Origin of the sequence: Sodalis sp. RH14 (assembly GCF_047324285.1) — a bacterium.
Classification (GTDB): domain Bacteria; phylum Pseudomonadota; class Gammaproteobacteria; order Enterobacterales; family Enterobacteriaceae; genus Acerihabitans.
In genome coordinates, this window is the sequence record NZ_CP178739.1 from 5,187,077 (window position 1) to 5,205,935 (window position 18,859).

Annotated in this window: 32 protein-coding genes; 1 reads left to right on the forward strand and 31 read right to left on the reverse strand. The window is 52.3% G+C overall.

Going from position 1 to position 18,859, the window contains the following annotated elements:
- Window positions 1-7: 7 nt before the first annotated feature.
- The 27 genes from ACL2XQ_RS23650 to rpsJ all read right to left on the reverse strand — a co-directional run bounded on the left by ACL2XQ_RS23650 (window position 8) and on the right by rpsJ (window position 13,246).
- Window positions 8-997, reverse strand: a complete 990-nt coding sequence (locus tag ACL2XQ_RS23650; RefSeq protein WP_162368674.1) for a DNA-directed RNA polymerase subunit alpha — start codon at window positions 995-997, stop codon at window positions 8-10.
- 25 nt (window positions 998-1,022) lie between these two features.
- Window positions 1,023-1,643: a 30S ribosomal protein S4 gene (gene rpsD, locus ACL2XQ_RS23655; RefSeq protein ID WP_011412065.1), complete on the reverse strand. Its 621-nt coding sequence runs from the start codon at window positions 1,641-1,643 to the stop codon at window positions 1,023-1,025.
- 30 nt (window positions 1,644-1,673) lie between these two features.
- A complete protein-coding gene (rpsK, locus tag ACL2XQ_RS23660) occupies window positions 1,674-2,063 on the reverse strand; it encodes a 30S ribosomal protein S11 (RefSeq protein ID WP_131867908.1) in 390 nt (129 codons plus the stop codon).
- Between the two features lie 16 nt (window positions 2,064-2,079).
- Complete coding sequence (gene rpsM / locus ACL2XQ_RS23665) at window positions 2,080-2,436, reverse strand: 30S ribosomal protein S13 (RefSeq protein ID WP_162368675.1); 357 nt, start codon at window positions 2,434-2,436, stop codon at window positions 2,080-2,082.
- Window positions 2,437-2,583: 147 nt separating this feature from the next.
- Window positions 2,584-2,697: a 50S ribosomal protein L36 gene (gene rpmJ, locus ACL2XQ_RS23670; RefSeq protein WP_132923644.1), complete on the reverse strand. Its 114-nt coding sequence runs from the start codon at window positions 2,695-2,697 to the stop codon at window positions 2,584-2,586.
- Between the two features lie 33 nt (window positions 2,698-2,730).
- Complete coding sequence (gene secY, locus ACL2XQ_RS23675) at window positions 2,731-4,062, reverse strand: preprotein translocase subunit SecY (protein WP_162368676.1); 1,332 nt, start codon at window positions 4,060-4,062, stop codon at window positions 2,731-2,733.
- A 7-nt stretch (window positions 4,063-4,069) separates the two neighbouring features.
- Window positions 4,070-4,504 (reverse strand): 50S ribosomal protein L15, encoded by a 435-nt coding sequence (gene rplO, locus ACL2XQ_RS23680; RefSeq protein WP_162368677.1) that lies wholly within the window; start codon window positions 4,502-4,504, stop codon window positions 4,070-4,072.
- 3 nt (window positions 4,505-4,507) lie between these two features.
- Complete coding sequence (gene rpmD, locus ACL2XQ_RS23685) at window positions 4,508-4,687, reverse strand: 50S ribosomal protein L30 (RefSeq protein ID WP_162368678.1); 180 nt, start codon at window positions 4,685-4,687, stop codon at window positions 4,508-4,510.
- 6 nt (window positions 4,688-4,693) lie between these two features.
- A complete protein-coding gene (gene rpsE, locus ACL2XQ_RS23690; RefSeq protein ID WP_162368679.1) occupies window positions 4,694-5,194 on the reverse strand; it encodes a 30S ribosomal protein S5 in 501 nt (166 codons plus the stop codon).
- A 14-nt stretch (window positions 5,195-5,208) separates the two neighbouring features.
- Window positions 5,209-5,562, reverse strand: a complete 354-nt coding sequence (gene rplR / locus ACL2XQ_RS23695) for a 50S ribosomal protein L18 (RefSeq protein ID WP_162368680.1) — start codon at window positions 5,560-5,562, stop codon at window positions 5,209-5,211.
- A gap of 9 nt (window positions 5,563-5,571) precedes the next feature.
- Window positions 5,572-6,105, reverse strand: coding sequence for a 50S ribosomal protein L6 (gene rplF / locus ACL2XQ_RS23700; protein WP_413721559.1), 534 nt, complete (start codon window positions 6,103-6,105; stop codon window positions 5,572-5,574).
- Window positions 6,106-6,118: 13 nt separating this feature from the next.
- Window positions 6,119-6,511, reverse strand: a complete 393-nt coding sequence (gene rpsH / locus ACL2XQ_RS23705; protein ID WP_410013282.1) for a 30S ribosomal protein S8 — start codon at window positions 6,509-6,511, stop codon at window positions 6,119-6,121.
- Between the two features lie 33 nt (window positions 6,512-6,544).
- Window positions 6,545-6,850, reverse strand: coding sequence for a 30S ribosomal protein S14 (rpsN, locus tag ACL2XQ_RS23710; RefSeq protein WP_410013281.1), 306 nt, complete (start codon window positions 6,848-6,850; stop codon window positions 6,545-6,547).
- A gap of 12 nt (window positions 6,851-6,862) precedes the next feature.
- The gene (gene rplE / locus ACL2XQ_RS23715; RefSeq protein WP_162368684.1) at window positions 6,863-7,402 is read right to left on the reverse strand and encodes a 50S ribosomal protein L5; all 540 of its coding nucleotides are present in this window, start codon (window positions 7,400-7,402) and stop codon (window positions 6,863-6,865) included.
- A gap of 14 nt (window positions 7,403-7,416) precedes the next feature.
- Complete coding sequence (rplX, locus tag ACL2XQ_RS23720) at window positions 7,417-7,731, reverse strand: 50S ribosomal protein L24 (protein ID WP_162368685.1); 315 nt, start codon at window positions 7,729-7,731, stop codon at window positions 7,417-7,419.
- 10 nt (window positions 7,732-7,741) lie between these two features.
- Window positions 7,742-8,113, reverse strand: coding sequence for a 50S ribosomal protein L14 (gene rplN / locus ACL2XQ_RS23725; protein WP_132923655.1), 372 nt, complete (start codon window positions 8,111-8,113; stop codon window positions 7,742-7,744).
- Window positions 8,114-8,282: 169 nt separating this feature from the next.
- On the reverse strand, window positions 8,283-8,537 hold the full coding sequence (gene rpsQ / locus ACL2XQ_RS23730) for a 30S ribosomal protein S17 (RefSeq protein ID WP_410013280.1): 255 nt from the start codon (window positions 8,535-8,537) through the stop codon (window positions 8,283-8,285).
- Window positions 8,534-8,728: a 50S ribosomal protein L29 gene (rpmC, locus tag ACL2XQ_RS23735; RefSeq protein ID WP_410013279.1), complete on the reverse strand. Its 195-nt coding sequence runs from the start codon at window positions 8,726-8,728 to the stop codon at window positions 8,534-8,536. The genes rpsQ and rpmC overlap by 4 nt, the downstream gene beginning before the upstream one ends.
- Window positions 8,728-9,138 (reverse strand): 50S ribosomal protein L16, encoded by a 411-nt coding sequence (gene rplP / locus ACL2XQ_RS23740; protein ID WP_162368688.1) that lies wholly within the window; start codon window positions 9,136-9,138, stop codon window positions 8,728-8,730. Before rplP ends, rpmC begins: the two co-directional genes overlap by 1 nt.
- A gap of 12 nt (window positions 9,139-9,150) precedes the next feature.
- Entirely contained in the window at window positions 9,151-9,852 is a 702-nt protein-coding gene (gene rpsC, locus ACL2XQ_RS23745; protein WP_162368689.1) for a 30S ribosomal protein S3, read from the reverse strand.
- 17 nt (window positions 9,853-9,869) lie between these two features.
- Window positions 9,870-10,202 carry a 50S ribosomal protein L22 gene (gene rplV, locus ACL2XQ_RS23750; RefSeq protein ID WP_011412083.1) on the reverse strand — a complete coding sequence of 111 codons (333 nt, stop codon included), beginning with the start codon at window positions 10,200-10,202 and terminating at the stop codon, window positions 9,870-9,872.
- Between the two features lie 14 nt (window positions 10,203-10,216).
- Window positions 10,217-10,495 carry a 30S ribosomal protein S19 gene (rpsS, locus tag ACL2XQ_RS23755; RefSeq protein ID WP_132923660.1) on the reverse strand — a complete coding sequence of 93 codons (279 nt, stop codon included), beginning with the start codon at window positions 10,493-10,495 and terminating at the stop codon, window positions 10,217-10,219.
- 14 nt (window positions 10,496-10,509) lie between these two features.
- Entirely contained in the window at window positions 10,510-11,334 is an 825-nt protein-coding gene (gene rplB, locus ACL2XQ_RS23760; protein ID WP_410013278.1) for a 50S ribosomal protein L2, read from the reverse strand.
- A 17-nt stretch (window positions 11,335-11,351) separates the two neighbouring features.
- The gene (gene rplW, locus ACL2XQ_RS23765; RefSeq protein ID WP_162368692.1) at window positions 11,352-11,654 is read right to left on the reverse strand and encodes a 50S ribosomal protein L23; all 303 of its coding nucleotides are present in this window, start codon (window positions 11,652-11,654) and stop codon (window positions 11,352-11,354) included.
- Window positions 11,651-12,256: a 50S ribosomal protein L4 gene (gene rplD, locus ACL2XQ_RS23770; protein ID WP_410013277.1), complete on the reverse strand. Its 606-nt coding sequence runs from the start codon at window positions 12,254-12,256 to the stop codon at window positions 11,651-11,653. The genes rplW and rplD overlap by 4 nt, the downstream gene beginning before the upstream one ends.
- A 16-nt stretch (window positions 12,257-12,272) precedes the next feature.
- Window positions 12,273-12,902: a 50S ribosomal protein L3 gene (gene rplC / locus ACL2XQ_RS23775; RefSeq protein ID WP_410013276.1), complete on the reverse strand. Its 630-nt coding sequence runs from the start codon at window positions 12,900-12,902 to the stop codon at window positions 12,273-12,275.
- Between the two features lie 32 nt (window positions 12,903-12,934).
- Entirely contained in the window at window positions 12,935-13,246 is a 312-nt protein-coding gene (gene rpsJ / locus ACL2XQ_RS23780; RefSeq protein ID WP_001181005.1) for a 30S ribosomal protein S10, read from the reverse strand.
- A gap of 346 nt (window positions 13,247-13,592) precedes the next feature.
- On the opposite strand from rpsJ, the gene ACL2XQ_RS23785 reads away from it, so the two are divergent.
- Window positions 13,593-14,336, forward strand: a complete 744-nt coding sequence (locus ACL2XQ_RS23785; RefSeq protein WP_413721560.1) for a prepilin peptidase — start codon at window positions 13,593-13,595, stop codon at window positions 14,334-14,336.
- Between the two features lie 140 nt (window positions 14,337-14,476).
- Here the strand turns inward: ACL2XQ_RS23785 and bfr are convergent, their stop codons facing one another.
- The 4 genes from bfr to fusA form a co-directional block, all read right to left on the reverse strand.
- Window positions 14,477-14,956, reverse strand: coding sequence for a bacterioferritin (bfr, locus tag ACL2XQ_RS23790; protein WP_410013274.1), 480 nt, complete (start codon window positions 14,954-14,956; stop codon window positions 14,477-14,479).
- 73 nt (window positions 14,957-15,029) lie between these two features.
- Window positions 15,030-15,224, reverse strand: coding sequence for a bacterioferritin-associated ferredoxin (gene bfd, locus ACL2XQ_RS23795; RefSeq protein WP_410013273.1), 195 nt, complete (start codon window positions 15,222-15,224; stop codon window positions 15,030-15,032).
- Between the two features lie 174 nt (window positions 15,225-15,398).
- Window positions 15,399-16,583, reverse strand: coding sequence for an elongation factor Tu (tuf, locus tag ACL2XQ_RS23800; protein WP_410013272.1), 1,185 nt, complete (start codon window positions 16,581-16,583; stop codon window positions 15,399-15,401).
- 71 nt (window positions 16,584-16,654) lie between these two features.
- On the reverse strand, window positions 16,655-18,763 hold the full coding sequence (gene fusA, locus ACL2XQ_RS23805) for an elongation factor G (protein WP_410013271.1): 2,109 nt from the start codon (window positions 18,761-18,763) through the stop codon (window positions 16,655-16,657).
- Window positions 18,764-18,859: the final 96 nt, after the last annotated feature.

The window sequence follows — 18,859 nt, forward strand, 5'->3', positions numbered from 1 at the left end:
GATCGGGTTATTCATCAGCAATACTTGCCGGAGGCCAGTTCTCGAGGCGCATGCCCAGAGATAACCCACGGGAAGCCAACACGTCTTTAATCTCGGTAAGAGATTTTTTACCAAGGTTGGGCGTTTTAAGGAGCTCAACCTCGGTACGCTGTACCAGATCACCGATGTAGTGGATGGCTTCTGCCTTAAGGCAGTTAGCAGAGCGGACAGTCAATTCCAGATCGTCAACTGGGCGCAGCAGGATCGGGTCGAATTCTGGTTTTTCTTCTTTAACTTCTGGTTGACGTACATCACGTAAATCAACAAAAGCTTCAAGTTGTTCAGCCAGGATGGTTGCCGCGCGGCGGATCGCCTCTTCAGGATCGATCGTGCCATTGGTTTCCATTTCGATGACCAGCTTGTCCAGGTCGGTACGCTGTTCAACGCGTGCAGCTTCAACATTGTAGGCGATACGCTCTACAGGGCTATAGCATGCGTCGACCAGCAAACGACCAATTGGGCGCTCATCTTCTTCCGAATGAATTCGGGCAGAAGCCGGCACGTAACCACGACCACGCTGAACTTTGATACGCATATTAATCGATGCGTTTTCATCGGTCAGGTGACACAGCACATGCTGCGGCTTGACGATTTCGACATCCCCATCATGGGTGATGTCGGCTGCGGTTACAGGGCCAATGCCAGATTTATTCAGAGTAAGGATAACGTCATCTTTACCTTGAACTCTCACCGCCAGCCCTTTCAGGTTGAGCAGAATCTCCAGGATGTCTTCCTGTACACCTTCTTTGGTGCTGTACTCGTGCAGTACACCATCAATCTCAACCTCGGTCACCGCGCAACCCGGCATCGACGAAAGCAGAATACGGCGCAGTGCGTTACCTAGGGTATGGCCGAAGCCACGCTCTAAAGGTTCAAGGGTCACCTTGGCGTGCGTCGAACTGACTTGCTCGATATCTACCAGGCGCGGTTTTAGAAACTCTGTCACAGAACCCTGCATTGTGTCCTCTCTTTGGTACTAAGCCTTACTTAGAGTAAAGCTCGACTATCAGGTGTTCATTAATGTCCGCAGACAGATCGGTACGTTCTGGAATACGTTTGAACACCCCTTCCATCTTAGCAGCGTCAACTTCAAGCCAGGTCGGCTTTTCACGCTGTTCAGCCAGTTCCAATGAGGCACGAACACGGGATTGCTTTTTCGCTTTCTCACGGATGCTTACAACGTCATTCGGAGTAACCTGGTAAGAAGCGATGTTGACAACACGGCCGTTTACCATGATCGCCTTGTGGCTGACCAATTGGCGTGATTCAGCGCGAGTAGCGCCAAAACCCATACGGTAAACAACGTTGTCCAGACGACCTTCAAGCAACTGCAACAGGTTTTCACCGGTATTGCCTTTAAGACGCGCTGCTTCTTTGTAGTAGTTGCGGAACTGACGTTCCAGAACGCCGTAGATACGACGGACTTTTTGCTTTTCACGCAACTGCACCCCGTAGTCAGACAGACGCGGTTTACGCGCGCCATGCTGTCCAGGAGGCTGTTCAATTTTACACTTGGAATCGATCGCACGAACACCAGACTTCAGGAATAGGTCGGTGCCCTCACGACGGCTCAGCTTGAGCTTAGGACCCAAATATCTTGCCATTTTCTTTCTCCAACTAACCTAGAAGCGGCGTTATACGCGGCGCTTTTTCGGCGGACGACAACCGTTATGGGGGATCGGAGTCACATCAGTAATATTAGTGATGCGAAAACCAGCCGCGTTTAACGCGCGAACGGTAGACTCACGGCCCGGACCAGGTCCTTTAACCATAACTTCCAGATTCTTGATGCCATACTCTTTCACTGCTTCAGCGCAACGTTCTGCTGCAACCTGCGCGGCGAAAGGAGTGGATTTACGAGAACCACGGAAACCGGAACCACCGGCCGTCGCCCAACCCAACGCATTACCCTGACGATCGGTAATAGTAACGATGGTATTGTTGAAAGACGCATGGATATGAGCCACGCCATCTGAAACTTGCTTTTTAACACGCTTACGTGCACGAACAGGTGCCTTAGCCATTATTTACTCACCCCGATTATTTCTTGATCGGTTTGCGCGGACCCTTACGGGTACGGGCATTGGTCTTGGTACGCTGACCGCGAACCGGAAGACCACGACGATGACGCAAACCACGATAGGTACCAAGGTCCATAAGACGCTTGATACTCAGGGTTACTTCACGGCGCAGATCACCTTCGACCACAAATTTAGCAACTGCGTCACGCAGCGTGTCGATCTGCTCTTCAGACAGCTCACTGATCTTAACATGTTCAGCAATACCCGCGGTTTCACAAATTTTTTGTGAACGGGTCTTACCGATACCGTAGATTGAAGTTAACGCGATCACGGTATGTTTTTGATCAGGAATGTTAATGCCTGCTATACGGGCCACTATGCACTCCTAAAAATTTAAACGGCAACACCATTCTGAAAAGCCCGTTTTCAGGATACTCAAACAATGTTGCGTTGACCTACAAAAGATTGGCTGGCTAATCTAGCCAGCTCAACCCAACTTTGCAAGAAAAAAATGCCGAATTTATCAGCCTTGGCGTTGTTTATGCTTAGGCTCGCTGCAAATTACGCGAACGACGCCATGGCGACGAACGATTTTGCAGTTACGACATAACTTCTTGACGGAAGCACGAACTTTCATTTTTACTCTCCGTAACTTCTCAAGCTGGCCGGATTAGCGGTTATAGCCTTTCAGGTTTGCTTTCTTCAATGCGGACTCATATTGACTAGACATCATCAGAGTCTGCACTTGAGCCATAAAGTCCATGATCACCACAACGACAATCAATAAAGATGTGCCCCCAAAATAGAAGGGAACTTTCATTGCGTCACGCATGAACTCCGGGATAAGGCAGATAAACGTAATGTACATCGCACCGACCAGGGTCAGACGGGTCATTACTTTATCAATATATTTAGCCGTTTGCTCTCCCGGACGAATGCCTGGTACAAATGCACCGGACTTCTTCAGGTTATCTGCTGTTTCGCGCGGGTTAAACACCAATGCCGTGTAAAAGAAACAGAAGAATATGATTGCAGACGCATAGAGTAACACATAAAGCGGTTGTCCAGGCTGTAAATACAGTGAAATCGCTGTCAGCCATCCCCAACCGGTACCGCCGCCGAACCATGATGCAATCGTGGCCGGAAACAGAATGATGCTGGAGGCGAAAATTGCCGGTATAACGCCGGCCATGTTCACCTTCAACGGCAAATGTGTGCTCTGTGCCGCATAAACACGACGCCCTTGCTGACGCTTGGCATAGTTAACGACAATACGCCGTTGGCCACGCTCGACGAAAACAACAAAAAACGTCACTGCAAATACGAGTACTACAACCAATAGCAACAGGAGGAAGTGCAGGTCGCCTTGACGAGCTTGCTCAATGGTATGGGCGATAGCCGGCGGTAAGCCCGCTACGATACCCGCGAAGATAATGATTGAAATACCGTTGCCGATACCTCGTTCAGTAATCTGTTCACCTAACCACATCAGGAACATTGTCCCCGTGACCAGGCTCACCACCGCGGTAAAGTAAAACGCAAAGCCCGGATTATACACCAGGCCCTGCATCCCCGGCATATTCGGCAAACCGGTAGCAATACCGATCGACTGGAATATACCTAATACCAACGTGCCGTAGCGGGTGTACTGGCTAATCTTGCGACGGCCAGCCTCACCCTCTTTCTTGATCTCCGCCAGCGCCGGGTGAACAACCGTCAGCAGCTGGATAATGATCGATGCCGAAATATACGGCATGATCCCCAAGGCGAAGATCGAAGCACGGCTGAGCGCACCACCAGAGAACATGTTGAACATTTCAATGATGGTGCCTCTCTGCTGTTCGAGCAATTTCGCAAGCACAGTGGCATCGATACCAGGAATCGGAATAAAAGAGCCGATACGGAAGACAATCAAGGCACCAACAACAAACAAAAGTCTGCGTTTCAGCTCGCCTAATCCGCCTTTAGCACTTTGAAAGTCTAATCCTGGTTGTTTGGCCATCTGCTACTTATTCCTCAATTGTACCGCCAGCAGCTTCGATTGCAGCACGAGCGCCTTTGGTGACACGCAGACCGCGCAGGGTTACTGCGCGATTGATTTCGCCGGAAAGCATGACTTTCGCGAATTCAATCTGGGTGCCAACAATGTTAGCGGCTTTAAGCGTGTTGAGATCGATAACCTCGCCTTCCACCTGCGCCAGCTCGGACAGGCGAACTTCCGCCGTGACCATAGCCTTGCGCGAGGTGAAGCCGAATTTGGGCAGACGACGGTATAAAGGCATCTGGCCACCTTCAAACCCACGACGTACGCCACCGCCAGAACGAGACTTCTGACCTTTGTGACCACGACCTGCGGTTTTACCGAGACCGGAACCGATACCGCGACCTACACGCCGAGGAGCGTGCTTGGAGCCCTCAGCCGGAGACAGAGTATTTAAGCGCATCTCTTACTCCTCAACTTTGACCATGTAGGAAACCAAATTGACCATACCGCGTACAGCAGGAGTATCCTCGCGCTCTACGGTGTGACCAATGCGACGCAGGCCCAAGCCAACCAAAGTTGCCTTGTGTCTCGGCAGACGACCGATGGAACTGCGCGTCTGAGTTATTTTAATCATCTGTGCCATGGTCAATTACCCCAGAATTTCTTCAACGGATTTACCACGCTTGGCAGCGACCATTTCGGGGGACTTCATGTTAGCAAGGGCATCGATAGTTGCACGAACCACGTTAATCGGGTTGGTGGAACCATAGGTCTTTGCTAATACGTTGTGGACCCCTGCGACTTCCAGGACGGCGCGCATTGCACCACCGGCGATAATACCGGTACCTTGGGAAGCCGGCATCATGAACACACGGGAACCCGTATGAGCACCTTTAACAGGATGCTGCAGGGTGCCGCTGTTCAGCGCGACATTCATCATATTGCGACGGGCTTTTTCCATCGCCTTCTGGATCGCTGCCGGAACTTCGCGTGCTTTGCCGTAGCCAAAACCTACGCGGCCGTTACCATCACCAACAACAGTCAGTGCGGTAAAACTAAAAATACGGCCACCTTTAACGGTCTTGGAAACGCGATTTACCGCGATAAGCTTTTCCTGCAGTTCGCCAGCTTGTTTCTCAGTGTGTGCCATCTTACACCTCTACCTTAGAACTGAAGGCCAGCTTCACGGGCAGCATCTGCCAGTGCCTGGACTCGACCATGATATTGGAATCCGGAACGGTCAAAAGCGACAATCTTGATGCCTTTTTCCAGAGCGCGTTCTGCAATAGTTTTACCTACAGCAGTCGCGGCATCTTTATTACCGGTACCCTTTAATTGCTCCGCGATAGCTTTTTCTACTGTAGAAGCGGCTACCAGAACTTCAGAACCATTCGGGGCAATGACCTGCGCATAAATATGGCGCGGGGTACGATGTATAACCAGGCGGGTTGCGCCCAGTTCTTGGAGCTTGCGGCGTGCGCGGGTCGCACGACGGATACGAGCTGCTTTCTTATCCATAGTGTTACCTTACTTTTTCTTAGCCTCTTTGGTACGCACGACTTCGTCGGCGTAACGGACACCCTTGCCTTTGTAAGGCTCAGGACGACGATAGGCTCGCAAATCAGCCGCAATCTGCCCAACAGCCTGCTTATCAGCGCCTTTCAGCACGATTTCAGTCTGGGTCGGGCATTCAGCGGTGATGCCTGCCGGTAAAACATGGTCGATGGGGTGTGAATAGCCAAGGGCCAAATTCACCACATTGCCTTTTACCGCGGCACGATAACCTACGCCTACCAGCTGCAGCTTCTTGGTGAAGCCTTCAGTAACACCGACAATCATTGCATGCAACAGTGCACGGGTCGTACCCGCCAGGGCCCAGCCATTCGCTTCGCCTTCACGAGGCGCAAACGTCAGGTTGTTGTCCGCATAGTTAACATGAACAGCGTCGTGGATAGTACGACTCAGCTCGCCGTTTTTACCTTTGATCGAAATTTCCTGACCGTTGAGTTTTATCTCTACGCCGGCAGGAACTACGACATGTGCTTTTGCAACACGAGACATGTTTTCCTCCCGATTAAGCTACGTAGCAGATAATCTCGCCACCAAGACCAGCCTGGCGAGCCGCACGATCAGTCATGACACCTTTAGAGGTAGAAACAACAGCAATACCTAAACCGGCCATAACTTTCGGCAACGCATCTTTTTTCTTATAGATACGCAGACCAGGACGGCTGATACGCTGGATGGTTTCCACAACCGGCTTACCCTGGAAGTACTTCAGTACGATTTCCAGCGTAGGCTTGGTGTCGCCTTCGATTTTGAATTCTTCAATAAAGCCTTCTTCTTTCAGCAAATTGGCGATGGCCACTTTAAGCTTGGAGGAAGGCATGGAGACCGCTGTTTTGTTCGCGGTTTGACCGTTACGGATACGGGTCAGCATATCCGCGATCGGATCTTGCATGCTCATCTGTCTTTACTCCCGTGATTCAATTGGTGACAATTACCAGCTAGCCTTTCTCAGACCCGGGATTTCACCGCGCATGGCAGTTTCACGGACTTTGATACGGCTCAACCCGAATTTCCGCAGGAAAGCATGCGGACGACCAGTTTGGCGGCAGCGGTTACGCTGACGAGACGGGCTGGAATCACGCGGCAGAGTCTGCAGCTTGAGAACCGCATCCCAACGTTCTTCATCAGAAGAACCTACGCTTGAGATGATGGTTTTAAGTTCAGCGCGCTTTGCGAAGAATTTCTCAGCTAATTTCACGCGTTTGACTTCGCGTGCTTTCATGGATTGTTTAGCCATTAGTACCCTGCCTTACTTGCGGAATGGGAAGTTAAAGGCGGCCAACAGTGCACGACCTTCATCATCGGATTTCGCAGTAGTGGTGATGGTAATATCCAAGCCACGAACGCGATCGACTTTGTCATAATCGATTTCCGGGAAGATGATCTGCTCACGTACGCCCATGCTGTAGTTACCACGACCATCGAACGACTTGGTGGACAAGCCACGGAAGTCACGAATACGCGGTACAGCAATGGATATCAGTCGCTCAAAGAACTCCCACATGCGTTCACCACGCAGGGTTACTTTACAGCCGATCGGATAGCCCTGACGGATTTTGAAGCCCGCAACGGATCTGCGTGCCTTGGTGATAAGCGGTTTTTGACCGGAAATTGCCGCTAAATCGTTCGCAGCATTATCCAGCAGTTTTTTATCAGCAATCGCTTCACCAACACCCATGTTCAGGGTGATCTTCTCGACCCGAGGGACTTGCATGACAGAATGATAGCCGAATTCTTTCATTAACTTTTCGACTAGTTCGTCTTTGTAGTAATCATGCAGTTTCGCCATCGTACTACTCCAAGTTACTTGATTGTTTCGCCGTTAGATTTGAAGATACGGACTTTTTTTCCGTCTTCAATCTTAAAGCCTACACGGTCCGCCTTGTTGGAGGCACCGTTGAAGATAGCAAGGTTGGAAAGCTGAATTGCCGCTTCCTGTTCAACGATGCCGCCCGGCTGGTTCGTAGCCGGAACTGGTTTTTGGTGTTTCTTAACCAGATTGATACCTTCAACAATGGCCTTGCCCGTAGACAGGACATTCTTTACTTTACCGCGCTTACCTTTATCTTTGCCGGTTAGCACGATAACTTCGTCATCACGACGGATTTTCGCTGCCATGATTCGCTCCTTAAAGTACTTCTGGTGCCAGAGAAATGATTTTCATGAACTTTTCGGTACGCAGTTCACGAGTCACCGGCCCAAAAATACGCGTACCGATGGGTTGCTCACTATTGTTATTCAACAAAACACAAGCATTACCATCGAAGCGAACGACAGAACCGTCAGGGCGACGGACACCCTTCTTGGTGCGCACCACTACCGCCTTCAGGACATCACCTTTTTTGACCTTGCCACGCGGAATTGCTTCCTTGATGGTGATCTTGATGATATCGCCGACGCCTGCGTAGCGACGGTGCGAGCCACCTAGAACCTTGATACACATTACGCGACGCGCGCCGGAGTTGTCGGCCACGTTCAGCATAGTCTGTTCTTGGATCATGTTAGTGCTCCGCTAATGTCAACTACAACTTTAGGACCCATATTAGGTCGTTAAGAAAAACCCCATAATACAGGGCGCAGCATTATAACACCGCACTCAGGATATGGGTAGAAAAAATAAACGGCTCGTGCTTTGAGCCGTTTATCTTGTTTGGAGCGCGCTTACTGTATTACAGAATCGCTTTCTCTACAACGCGAACAAGTGTCCAGGACTTAGTCTTGGAGATCGGACGGCATTCGCGGATTTCCACGACGTCACCGATACCACTTTCATTGCTCTCGTCGTGTACGTGCAGCTTGGTCGTACGCTTGATGAATTTGCCGTAAATCGGGTGTTTCACAAAACGTTCGATGGCAACGACAATGGATTTCTCCATTTTGTCGCTGATCACGCGACCTTGCAGAGTACGGATATTGTCACTCATTGCGCACCCGCCTTCTCAGTCAATAACGTTTTAACGCGTGCAACATTGCGACGCACTTGCAACAACAGGTGTGTCTGTTGCAGCTGGCCACTGGCCGCCTGCATGCGCAGGTTAAACTGCTCGCGCAACAGGTTCAACAGCTCGGTGTTCAGCTCTTCAACGCTTTTTTCACGCAGCTCTTTTGCTTTCATTACATCACCGTCTTAGTTACAAAGGTGGTTTTAATCGGCAGTTTCGCTGCTGCCAGCTTGAAGGCTTCGCGGGCAACTTCTTCCGGAACGCCGTCCATTTCATACAGGACTTTGCCCGGTTGAATCAAGGCAACCCAATATTCCACGTTGCCCTTACCTTTACCCATACGCACTTCAAGCGGCTTCTCGGTGATCGGTTTGTCCGGGAATACACGGATCCAGATCTTACCTTGACGCTTAACTGCACGCGTCATTGCACGACGCGCAGCTTCGATTTGACGAGCAGTCAGACGACCACGGCCAACAGCTTTCAGACCGAAAGTACCGAAGCTAATATCCGTGCCCGCAGCCAGACCGCGGTTGCGGCCCTTATGCATTTTACGGAATTTTGTACGCTTTGGTTGTAACATCAGCGACTCTCCTTACTTGCGGCCTTTGCGCTGCTGCTTTTTAGGTTGAGCAGCCGGTTTTTCCGGTTGTTCAACGGCAGCCATACCACCCAGAATCTCACCTTTGAAGATCCACACTTTTACGCCGATGACACCATAAGTGGTGCGCGCTTCGGAGGTGTTGTAGTCGATATCCGCACGCAGCGTATGCAGCGGAACGCGACCTTCGCGGTACCATTCGGTACGTGCGATTTCAGCGCCGCCAAGACGACCACTGACTTCAACTTTAATACCCTTAGCGCCCAGACGCATGGCGTTCTGTACAGCACGCTTCATAGCACGACGGAACATAACACGACGTTCCAGCTGTGAAGAGATGCTGTCAGCGACCAGCTTCGCGTCCAGTTCCGGTTTACGGATTTCGGCAATATTGATCTGCGCAGGCACGCCGGCGATATCCGCAACGACCTTACGCAGTTTTTCAACGTCTTCACCTTTCTTGCCGATAACGATGCCCGGACGAGCGGTGTGAATAGTCACACGGATGCTCTTGGCCGGACGCTCGATAACGATGCGAGAAACGGAAGCCTTCGCCAGTTCCTTGATCAGGAATTGACGAACTTTAAAGTCGCTGTCCAGGTTGTCAGCGAATTCTTTGGTATTCGCGTACCAGGTAGAGTTCCAAGGTTTGACAATACCCAGGCGAATACCATTAGGATGTACTTTCTGACCCATTGCTAGTCTCCAGAGTCTCAGCGATCGGACACAACCACAGTGATGTGGCTGGTGCGCTTCAAGATGCGATCCGCCCGACCTTTTGCACGAGGCATAATGCGCTTCATGCTTGGGCCGGCGTCGACGAATATTTTCGCGACTTTCAGATCATCGATATCTGCGCCATCGTTGTGTTCAGCGTTAGCAATGGCAGACTCCAGTACTTTTTTAACCAGACCAGCAGCTTTCTTGTTGGTGTAGGTCAAAACTTCCAGAGCTTGCGACACTTTCTTACCGCGGATAAGGTCAGCCACCAGGCGTACCTTTTGAGCAGAAGAACGAGCGTGGCGATGTTGAGCGATAGTTTCCATCTCTTCCTCCTACCTTAGCGTTTTTTAGCCTTACGGTCGGCCGCATGGCCGCGATAAGTACGCGTCGGCGCGAATTCACCCAGTTTGTGACCGACCATTTCGTCGGAAACAAATACCGGTACGTGCTGACGACCATTATGGACAGCGATGGTCAAACCGATCATTGTTGGAAAGATCGTTGAACGACGGGACCAAGTGCGTATAGGCTTCTTGTCACCGCTTTCCACCGCTTTCTCTACCTTCTTCAGCAAGTGCAGGTCTATGAATGGACCTTTCTTGAGAGAACGTGGCATGGTTTATCCTCTAATTATTTTTTACTACGGCGACGTACGATGAACTTATCGGTACGCTTATTACTACGGGTCTTCTTACCTTTGGTCTGCAGGCCCCACGGACTGACCGGGTGCTTACCAAAGTTACGACCTTCACCACCACCATGCGGGTGATCCACCGGGTTCATCGCCGTACCGCGGACGGTCGGACGAATACCACGCCAGCGGCTTGCACCGGCTTTGCCCAGTACACGCAGCATGTGTTCGGCGTTACCGACTTCACCCATGGTTGCGCGGCATTCAGACTGCACTTTACGCATTTCGCCGGAGCGAAGACGCAGAGTGACATAAGCGCCGTCACGGGCAACAATCTGAACGTAAGCACCGGCGGAACGCGCCAGCTGACCGCCTTTACCCGGTTTCATTTCCACGTTATGCACGGTGGAACCAACCGGAATATTGCGCATCGGCAGGGTGTTGCCGGCCTTGATGGCGGCGTCGACGCCAGACTGAATCTGGTCACCTGCTTTCAGGCCTTTCGGCGCCAGTACGTAACGACGTTCGCCGTCTTTGTACAGCACTAAAGCGATGTTGGCAGAACGGTTCGGATCATATTCCAGGCGCTCTACGATTGCCGGGATACCGTCTTTGTCGCGTTTAAAATCGACAACACGGTATTGTTGTTTATGACCACCACCGATATGGCGCGTAGTGATACGGCCATTGTTGTTACGTCCACCGGATTTAGTGAGTTTTTCCAGCAACGGGCCATAAGGCTTGCCCTTGTGCAGCTCAGGGTTGACCACTTTAACTACGTGGCGACGACCCGGAGATGTCGGTTTACATTTAACAATTGCCATTGTTCTTCTCCTCCGACTTACTCTGCGCCGCCGATGAAGTCCATGTTCTGGCCTTCCTTCAGGGTGACGTAAGCTTTTTTCCAGTCGCTACGACGACCGATACGCTGTCCATGACGCTTCGTTTTCCCTTTAACGATCAGGGTGCGAACGTCATTGACTTCGACTTCAAACAGTTTATGCACAGCGGCTTTAATTTCTGCTTTGGTCGCGTCTTTAGCTACTTTGAGTACGATGGTGTTATGCTTTTCCATCGCTGCAGACGCTTTTTCAGAAACGTGCGGCGCGCGCAAAACTTTCAGCAAACGTTCTTCACGAATCATGCCAGCATCTCCTCAACTTGCTTCACAGCGTCAGCCGTCATGACGACTTTGTCGAAGGCGATCAGGCTAACCGGGTCAATACCTGCGACATCGCGAACGTCTACTTTGTAGAGGTTGCGCGCGGCCAGGAACAGGTTTTCATCCAGTTCGCTCGTAATGATCAGCACATCTGCAAGCGACATGTCTTTCAGTTTCTGTACCAGCAGCTTGGTTTTAGGCGCTTCGACAGAAAAAGACTCAACGACGATCAGACGTTCTTGACGTACCAGCTCGGACAGGATGCTTTTCAGCGCCCCACGGTACATCTTCTTATTTACCTTCTGGCTGTGATCCTGCGGCTTGGCGGCAAATGTTACGCCACCTGAACGCCAGATTGGGCTCTTCACCGTACCTGAACGCGCGCGACCGGTACCCTTCTGACGCCATGGTTTCTTACCGGAACCAGTAACTTCAGCACGGGTCTTCTGAGCGCGAGTACCTTGACGGGCACCTGCTGCATAAGCAACAACAACCTGGTGTACCAGCGCTTCGTTGAAGTCACGCCCGAAGGTAGTTTCGGAAACAGTCAGCGCGCTTTGCGCGTCTTTCAATACCAATTCCATTCCTATCTCCTCGACGTTACGCCTTGACAGCCGGTTTAACGATCAGGTCGCCGCCGGTTGCTCCCGGGACAGCGCCTTTGACCAGCAGCAGGTTGCGCTCAACGTCAACACGTACTACGTCCAGGCTTAGAACGGTTACACGCTCGTTACCCATCTGGCCTGCCATTTTCTTGCCCTTGAATACCTTACCCGGAGTCTGGTTCTGACCGATTGAACCATGACCACGGTGGGACAAGGAGTTACCATGGGTAGCATCCTGGGTACGGAAGTTCCAGCGCTTTACAGTGCCTGCAAATCCTTTACCTTTGGACGTACCGGTAACGTCAACTTTTTTCACATCGGCGAACAGTTCGACGCTGATGCTTTGACCCGCAGTGATTTCTGCAACGTCTTCGACGCGGAATTCCCACAGGCCACGGCCGGCTTCAACGCCTGCCTTAGCGAAGTGACCGGCTTCAGGCTTAGTCACACGATTGGCTTTTTTGGTGCCGGTGGTGACCTGAATAGCGCGGTAACCGTCGTTGTCCAGGTCTTTAACCTGAGTTACGCGGTTGGCTTCGATTTCAATAACGGTTACTGGGATGGAAACGCCATCTTCAGTGAAGATGCGAGTCATGCCCACTTTACGACCGACTAAACCCTTCATTGTTTCAACCTCTCAATCGTTTGGTGACCTGATTAACCCAGGCTGATCTGCACATCAACACCAGCAGCCAGATCCAGACGCATCAGAGCATCAACGGTTTTTTCGGTTGGCTCAACGATGTCAACCAGACGCTTATGAGTGCGAATCTCATACTGATCGCGCGCATCTTTATTGACGTGCGGAGAAATCAGAACGGTAAAGCGCTCTTTGCGGGTCGGCAGCGGGATCGGACCCCGTACCTGAGCACCGGTACGTTTGGCAGTCTCGACTATTTCCGCGGTTGATTGATCGATCAAACGATGATCAAACGCTTTCAAACGGATACGGATTCTTTGGTTCTGCATGAGACCAGAGCTCCAATTATTTATAAACGTAGAAAATTACTCCTCGCACCCATTTCGATTGATGGGGGAGTGTAATCATTCAGTATTATCCCCATATCGGGGATGTTGTGTGCTGGCTTACCGCCTTCGCGGCCAGCGCGGACTCATTGAGTCGGCTTGTTTCTTATGTCTATGAGACAAGCCCGCGCATTATACGTTAATTTGCTCATGAAGCAAGCGACGATACGGTAAAAAACGCCGGAAACCGGCGCTCATTCCATTTCCGCAGGGGCAGAATGGGCGGCGGCGCCGATTTCAGGCAGGCTTATGCCAGCTGGGATGCCGGGATAAGGGAAGGAAGGCGCGCGTGATAACGGTATTGTCGGTTTTCTGCCTGCTCTTGTATGGCGTCATCATGGGCCATCTCGCCCGGCGCATTCTCGGATGGGCCCGCGCGCTGCCAGGCGCCACGGCGGCGCGGCGCGGGCCACTGCCGGGCGGCGGTTGCGCCGGCGGGGGACGGTTGGCGTATGGCCGGCTTACGGCGATCTCCGGCCAGCGGGCTTCCGCGGCGCCTGGGGCCCGCCGCGCCGCGTGGACAATGCTGTCCCGCCAGATGTGGAAACGGCGCTGCGAGGCAAGCTGCGCGCTGGCGTTCCTGGCGGCGTTCGCCGCCCTGCCGGCGGAACGCCTGGTGAGCGGCCTGGTGTTCAGCTGGTTTTTATTAACGCTGAGCTGGATTGACTATCATACCCTGCTGCTGCCCGACCGGCTTACCCTGCCCTTCCTGCTGTGCGGACTGCTAAGCCCGCTTGGCGAGCCGCAATCGCTCTATGTCGGCCTGCTGGGCGCGCTGTGCGGCGGCGGCGGCCTGTGGCTGCTGAACGGGGTGTTTTACCGGGTGAGAGGCTACGCGGGGCTGGGCGGCGGCGATATCAAGCTGCTGAGCGGGCTGGGGGCCTGGCTGGGATGGCAAGCGTTGCCGCTGTTATGCGCGAGCGCGGCGCTGACCGGGATAGCGTGGTGGCTGCGGCGCCGGACGGCGGATAAAGACATTCCCTTTGGTCCCTGCCTGGCGCTGGCAGGCTGGTGGATATACATCGGCCCTTAGCGCCACTGCCCGGCCGCACATGACAATGCGGCCAGGTTACGCCGGAAACGCGGCAGCCAGGAGCCGATGCGTATCGGTCATAACCGTCGCATCATGCGCAGGCGTTGCTTTATCATTATTTAGCGGGAACAGCCTGACGCCTATTGCGCCGCATCTTTTAACTGGGACTGGAGATAGTTCTGCAGGCCGACCAGTTTGATTAAATCCAGTTCGGTTTCCAGGAAATCGATATGGTGCTCTTCGTCCGCCAATATCTCGATCAGCAGATCGCGGGTGACATAATCCCGGACGCTGTCGGCATAAGAGATGCCTTCGCGCAGATCCTGCGCGCCCTGCAGTTCCAGGTTCAAATCCGAACGCAGCATTTCCTCGACATTTTGCCCGATGTTAAGCGTGCCCAGATCCTGCAGGTTAGGCAGTCCCTCCAGGAAAAGAATACGCTCGATATAACGATCGGCGTGCTTCATTTCATCGATGGATTCGTGGTATTCAATGTCGTTCAGACGCATCAGCCCCCAGTTCTTAAACATACGGGCGTGCAGGAAGTACTGATTGATGGCTACCAGCTCGTTGCCAAGCAGGGTATTGAGATGGGTGATAATTTGGTCATCGCCTTTCATAATTCACTCCTCCGTTGCGGTAATGTACAGAATATAACCGCGTCAGAGTAAATCAAGGTAATAACCCTACTAATTATGCAATTTTTTCAAACGGCACTAACTGCTGTAATTCGTCTTCCATAACCAACCGGGCCTTGCATGCGCATTTACCGCATTTATTCGCCACCGGCACGACACTTTTAAGTTCTTGAAACGTCTTCGGTTGGTAGTTTCTTACCGCCTTGCGTATGGCAGTATCGCTTACCGCATTACACAAACAAACGTACATTTTTCATACTCATTAAAATCAAATTAGGCATAATTTAAATGAGAACGAGTGTCATTTCAATAGCAGAACTATTTTTGTTTTGTAAATATCCGTCGCCGGTAAATAACCGCTTCTTTTTGCAGCAAATAAAAAAAGGGCGCCAAGGCGCCCTTTTTTGCATAAAACGGAAATGTCTTACGCGATAACCTTGGCAACCACGCCGGCGCCAACGGTACGGCCGCCTTCGCGAATAGCGAAACGCAGGCCGTCGTCCATGGCGATCGGAGCAATCAGGTTAACAACCATTTTGATGTTGTCGCCAGGCATAACCATTTCCACGCCTTCCGGCAGTTCGATGGTACCGGTCACGTCAGTGGTACGGAAGTAGAACTGAGGACGGTAGCCTTTGAAGAACGGCGTATGACGGCCGCCTTCATCCTTGGACAGGATGTAGACTTCGGATTCGAACTGGGTATGCGGGTGGATTGAACCCGGTTTAGCCAGTACCTGGCCGCGTTCCACGTCGTCACGCTTGGTGCCGCGCAGCAGGACGCCGACGTTTTCACCGGCACGGCCTTCGTCCAGCAGTTTACGGAACATTTCAACGCCGGTACAAGTGGTCTTGATGGTGGCCTTGATGCCGACGATTTCAACTTCTTCGCCCACTTTAACGATGCCGCGTTCCACACGACCGGTTACCACGGTGCCGCGGCCGGAGATGGAGAATACGTCTTCGATAGGCAGCAGGAACGGCTTGTCAATCGCACGTACCGGTTCCGGGATGTAGGTATCCAGGGCTTCGGCCAGTTCGATGATTTTAGAGGTCCAGGCTTCGTCGCCTTCCAGTGCTTTCAGCGCGGAACCACGGATTACCGGGGTGTCGTCGCCTGGGAAGTCGTACTGGGACAGCAGTTCGCGCACTTCCATTTCAACCAGTTCCAGCAGTTCTTCGTCATCGACCATGTCGCATTTGTTCATGAAGACGATGATGTAAGGAACGCCTACCTGGCGAGCCAGCAGGATGTGTTCGCGGGTCTGCGGCATCGGGCCGTCGGTTGCGGCAACCACCAGGATTGCGCCATCCATCTGGGCGGCGCCGGTGATCATGTTTTTCACATAGTCGGCGTGTCCCGGGCAGTCTACGTGCGCGTAGTGGCGGGCCGGGGTATCGTATTCAACGTGGGACGTGTTGATGGTGATACCACGGGCTTTTTCTTCCGGTGCGTTGTCGATCTGATCGAAGGCACGGGCGCTGCCGCCGTAAGCTTTGGCCAGCACGGTGGTGATGGCGGCGGTCAGGGTGGTTTTACCATGGTCGACGTGACCGATGGTGCCGACGTTAACGTGCGGTTTTGTGCGTTGGAACTTTTCTTTAGACACGGCTATATTCCTTACTCTTATGCTCTCCCCCATTGGAAAGAGCACGGGATATTAATTGTAGACCCTAAAGCTTATTTACCGGCTTTACGGGCTTCGATAATGGCCTGAGCAACATTGTTCGGTGCTTCATTGTACTTCAGGAACTCCATGGAGTAAGAAGCACGGCCCTGAGTCTGTGAACGCAGATCTGTAGCATATCCAAACATTTCAGACAAGGGGACCTGCGCACGAACGGTCTTGCCGGTCGCAGTATCTTCCATGCCGTCGATCATGCCGCGACGACGGTTCAAGTCACCGATAACGTCACCCATGTAGTCTTCAGGCGTTTCAACTTCAACTTTCATGATAGGTTCCAGCAGAACTGGTTTCGCTTTCATGAAGCCTTCTTTAAACGCCATGGAACCGGCAATTTTAAACGCCATTTCCGAGGAGTCGACTTCGTGGTATGAACCATCGAAGGCCGCAACACGGACGTCCACAATCGGATATCCGGCCAGAACGCCGTTTTTCAGCTGTTCCTGGACGCCTTTATCCACCGCGGGCACGTATTCTTTTGGAACCACGCCGCCGACGATTTCATTAAGGAATTCGTAGCCTTTACCACCTGGTTCCATCGGTTCGATACGCAACCAGATGTGACCGAACTGACCGCGACCACCGGACTGACGAACAAACTTGCCTTCTTGCTCAACAGTATTGCGGATGGTTTCGCGGTACGCTACCTGCGGTTTACCGACGTTAGCTTCAACGTTGAACTCGCGACGCATACGATCGACGAGTATTTCGAGATGCAGCTCGCCCATACCTGCGATGATGGTCTGACCGGACTCTTCATCGGTCCAGACGCGGAAAGACGGATCTTCCTGCGCCAGACGGCCCAGGGCCAGACCCATTTTTTCCTGGTCGGCCTTGGTTTTCGGTTCTACAGCCACAGAGATAACCGGTTCCGGGAACTCCATGCGTTCCAGGATGATCGGCTTGCTCTGATCGCACAGCGTATCGCCGGTGGTCACATCTTTCAAGCCAATCGCAGCGGCGATATCGCCGGCGCGGACTTCCTTGATTTCTTCACGTTTGTTGGCGTGCATCTGCACGATACGGCCAAAACGCTCACGTTTGTCTTTAACGGAGTTCAGCACGGTATCGCCGGAGTTAACCACACCGGAATAAACGCGGAAGAAGGTCAGGTTGCCCACGAACGGGTCGGTGGCGATTTTAAACGCCAGCGCCGAAAAGGGTTCGTCATCGCTTGAATGGCGTTCGGCATGGGTCTCGCCGTCTTCCAGCACGCCGTTGATGGCCTGAACGTCGGTCGGTGCCGGCAGGTATTCGATTACCGCATCCAGCATCGCCTGTACGCCTTTGTTCTTAAACGCAGAACCGCAGGTAACCAGGATGATTTCGTTGTTCAGCACGCGTTGACGCAGACCCATCTTGATTTCTGCTTCGGTCAGTTCTTCGCCGCCGAGGTATTTATCCATCAGCTCGTCATTGGCTTCAGCCGCGGATTCAACCATATGTTGATGCCACTTCTGCGCCAGTTCCTGTAATTCAGCCGGGATCTCTTCGTATTCGAAGCTGATGCCCTGATCGGCCTCACTCCAGTTGATGGCTTTCATCTTCACCAGATCGACAACACCGGTGAATTTTTCTTCGGCGCCGATGGCCAGCTGGATCGGAACCGGGTTAGCGGCCAGACGGGTTTTCAGCTGTTCAACAACGCGCAGGTAGTTCGCGCCCATACGGTCCATTTTATTCACGAACGCGATACGCGGAACTTTATATTTGTTGGCCTGGCGCCACACGGTTTCGGACTGAGGTTGCACACCGCCTACCGCACAGTAAACCATGACCGCGCCATCAAGCACACGCATGGAACGTTCTACTTCGATGGTGAAGTCAACGTGTCCCGGGGTGTCGATGATGTTGATGCGATGGGCATCAAACTGTTTAGCCATACCGGACCAGAAACAGGTGGTCGCCGCGGACGTAATGGTAATTCCGCGCTCTTGTTCCTGTTCCATCCAGTCCATGGTGGCGGCGCCATCGTGGACTTCACCGATTTTATGGTTTACACCGGTATAGAACAGAATACGTTCAGTGGTGGTGGTTTTACCGGCGTCGATGTGCGCACTGATACCGATATTACGATAACGCACAATTGGTGTTATACGAGCCATTTGTATCCTCGATTACTGGGGCGTTCTATTCGAGCTAACCCAGGCAGGGCGAGCTGTCCGCACGCCCACCTGGTTAGCATGACTACAGCGGCATAA

What these genes read in the sequence shown, in the direction of transcription:
- rplX (WP_162368685.1), bottom strand. Translation starts at nt 7,731, where the DNA reads ATGGCAGCGAAAATCCGTCGTGATGACGAAGTTATCGTGCTAACCGGC.
- rplD (WP_410013277.1), bottom strand. Translation starts at nt 12,256, where the DNA reads ATGGAATTGGTATTGAAAGACGCGCAAAGCGCGCTGACTGTTTCCGAA.
- rpmC (WP_410013279.1), bottom strand. Translation starts at nt 8,728, where the DNA reads ATGAAAGCAAAAGAGCTGCGTGAAAAAAGCGTTGAAGAGCTGAACACC.
- rpsK (WP_131867908.1), bottom strand. Translation starts at nt 2,063, where the DNA reads ATGGCTAAGGCACCTGTTCGTGCACGTAAGCGTGTTAAAAAGCAAGTT.
- rplW (WP_162368692.1), bottom strand. Translation starts at nt 11,654, where the DNA reads ATGATTCGTGAAGAACGTTTGCTGAAAGTTTTGCGCGCGCCGCACGTT.
- rpmJ (WP_132923644.1), bottom strand. Translation starts at nt 2,697, where the DNA reads ATGAAAGTTCGTGCTTCCGTCAAGAAGTTATGTCGTAACTGCAAAATC.
- rpsS (WP_132923660.1), bottom strand. Translation starts at nt 10,495, where the DNA reads ATGCCACGTTCTCTCAAGAAAGGTCCATTCATAGACCTGCACTTGCTG.
- rplF (WP_413721559.1), bottom strand. Translation starts at nt 6,105, where the DNA reads ATGTCTCGTGTTGCAAAAGCACATGTCGTAGTTCCTGCCGGCGTAGAG.
- rpsC (WP_162368689.1), bottom strand. Translation starts at nt 9,852, where the DNA reads ATGGGTCAGAAAGTACATCCTAATGGTATTCGCCTGGGTATTGTCAAA.
- rpsQ (WP_410013280.1), bottom strand. Translation starts at nt 8,537, where the DNA reads ATGAGTGACAATATCCGTACTCTGCAAGGTCGCGTGATCAGCGACAAA.
- ACL2XQ_RS23650 (WP_162368674.1), bottom strand. Translation starts at nt 997, where the DNA reads ATGCAGGGTTCTGTGACAGAGTTTCTAAAACCGCGCCTGGTAGATATC.
- bfr (WP_410013274.1), bottom strand. Translation starts at nt 14,956, where the DNA reads ATGAAAGGCGATGACCAAATTATCACCCATCTCAATACCCTGCTTGGC.
- rplP (WP_162368688.1), bottom strand. Translation starts at nt 9,138, where the DNA reads ATGTTACAACCAAAGCGTACAAAATTCCGTAAAATGCATAAGGGCCGC.
- rplE (WP_162368684.1), bottom strand. Translation starts at nt 7,402, where the DNA reads ATGGCGAAACTGCATGATTACTACAAAGACGAACTAGTCGAAAAGTTA.
- rplC (WP_410013276.1), bottom strand. Translation starts at nt 12,902, where the DNA reads ATGAAGGGTTTAGTCGGTCGTAAAGTGGGCATGACTCGCATCTTCACT.
- rplO (WP_162368677.1), bottom strand. Translation starts at nt 4,504, where the DNA reads ATGCGCTTAAATACTCTGTCTCCGGCTGAGGGCTCCAAGCACGCTCCT.
- fusA (WP_410013271.1), bottom strand. Translation starts at nt 18,763, where the DNA reads ATGGCTCGTATAACACCAATTGTGCGTTATCGTAATATCGGTATCAGT.
- rpsD (WP_011412065.1), bottom strand. Translation starts at nt 1,643, where the DNA reads ATGGCAAGATATTTGGGTCCTAAGCTCAAGCTGAGCCGTCGTGAGGGC.
- bfd (WP_410013273.1), bottom strand. Translation starts at nt 15,224, where the DNA reads ATGTACGTTTGTTTGTGTAATGCGGTAAGCGATACTGCCATACGCAAG.
- rplB (WP_410013278.1), bottom strand. Translation starts at nt 11,334, where the DNA reads ATGGCAATTGTTAAATGTAAACCGACATCTCCGGGTCGTCGCCACGTA.
- rpsE (WP_162368679.1), bottom strand. Translation starts at nt 5,194, where the DNA reads ATGGCACACACTGAGAAACAAGCTGGCGAACTGCAGGAAAAGCTTATC.
- rpsN (WP_410013281.1), bottom strand. Translation starts at nt 6,850, where the DNA reads ATGGCTAAACAATCCATGAAAGCACGCGAAGTCAAACGCGTGAAATTA.
- rplV (WP_011412083.1), bottom strand. Translation starts at nt 10,202, where the DNA reads ATGGAAACTATCGCTCAACATCGCCACGCTCGTTCTTCTGCTCAAAAG.
- rplR (WP_162368680.1), bottom strand. Translation starts at nt 5,562, where the DNA reads ATGGATAAGAAAGCAGCTCGTATCCGTCGTGCGACCCGCGCACGCCGC.
- rpsJ (WP_001181005.1), bottom strand. Translation starts at nt 13,246, where the DNA reads ATGCAGAACCAAAGAATCCGTATCCGTTTGAAAGCGTTTGATCATCGT.
- rpsH (WP_410013282.1), bottom strand. Translation starts at nt 6,511, where the DNA reads ATGAGCATGCAAGATCCGATCGCGGATATGCTGACCCGTATCCGTAAC.
- secY (WP_162368676.1), bottom strand. Translation starts at nt 4,062, where the DNA reads ATGGCCAAACAACCAGGATTAGACTTTCAAAGTGCTAAAGGCGGATTA.
- rplN (WP_132923655.1), bottom strand. Translation starts at nt 8,113, where the DNA reads ATGATCCAAGAACAGACTATGCTGAACGTGGCCGACAACTCCGGCGCG.
- rpmD (WP_162368678.1), bottom strand. Translation starts at nt 4,687, where the DNA reads ATGGCACAGATGATTAAAATAACTCAGACGCGCAGTTCCATCGGTCGT.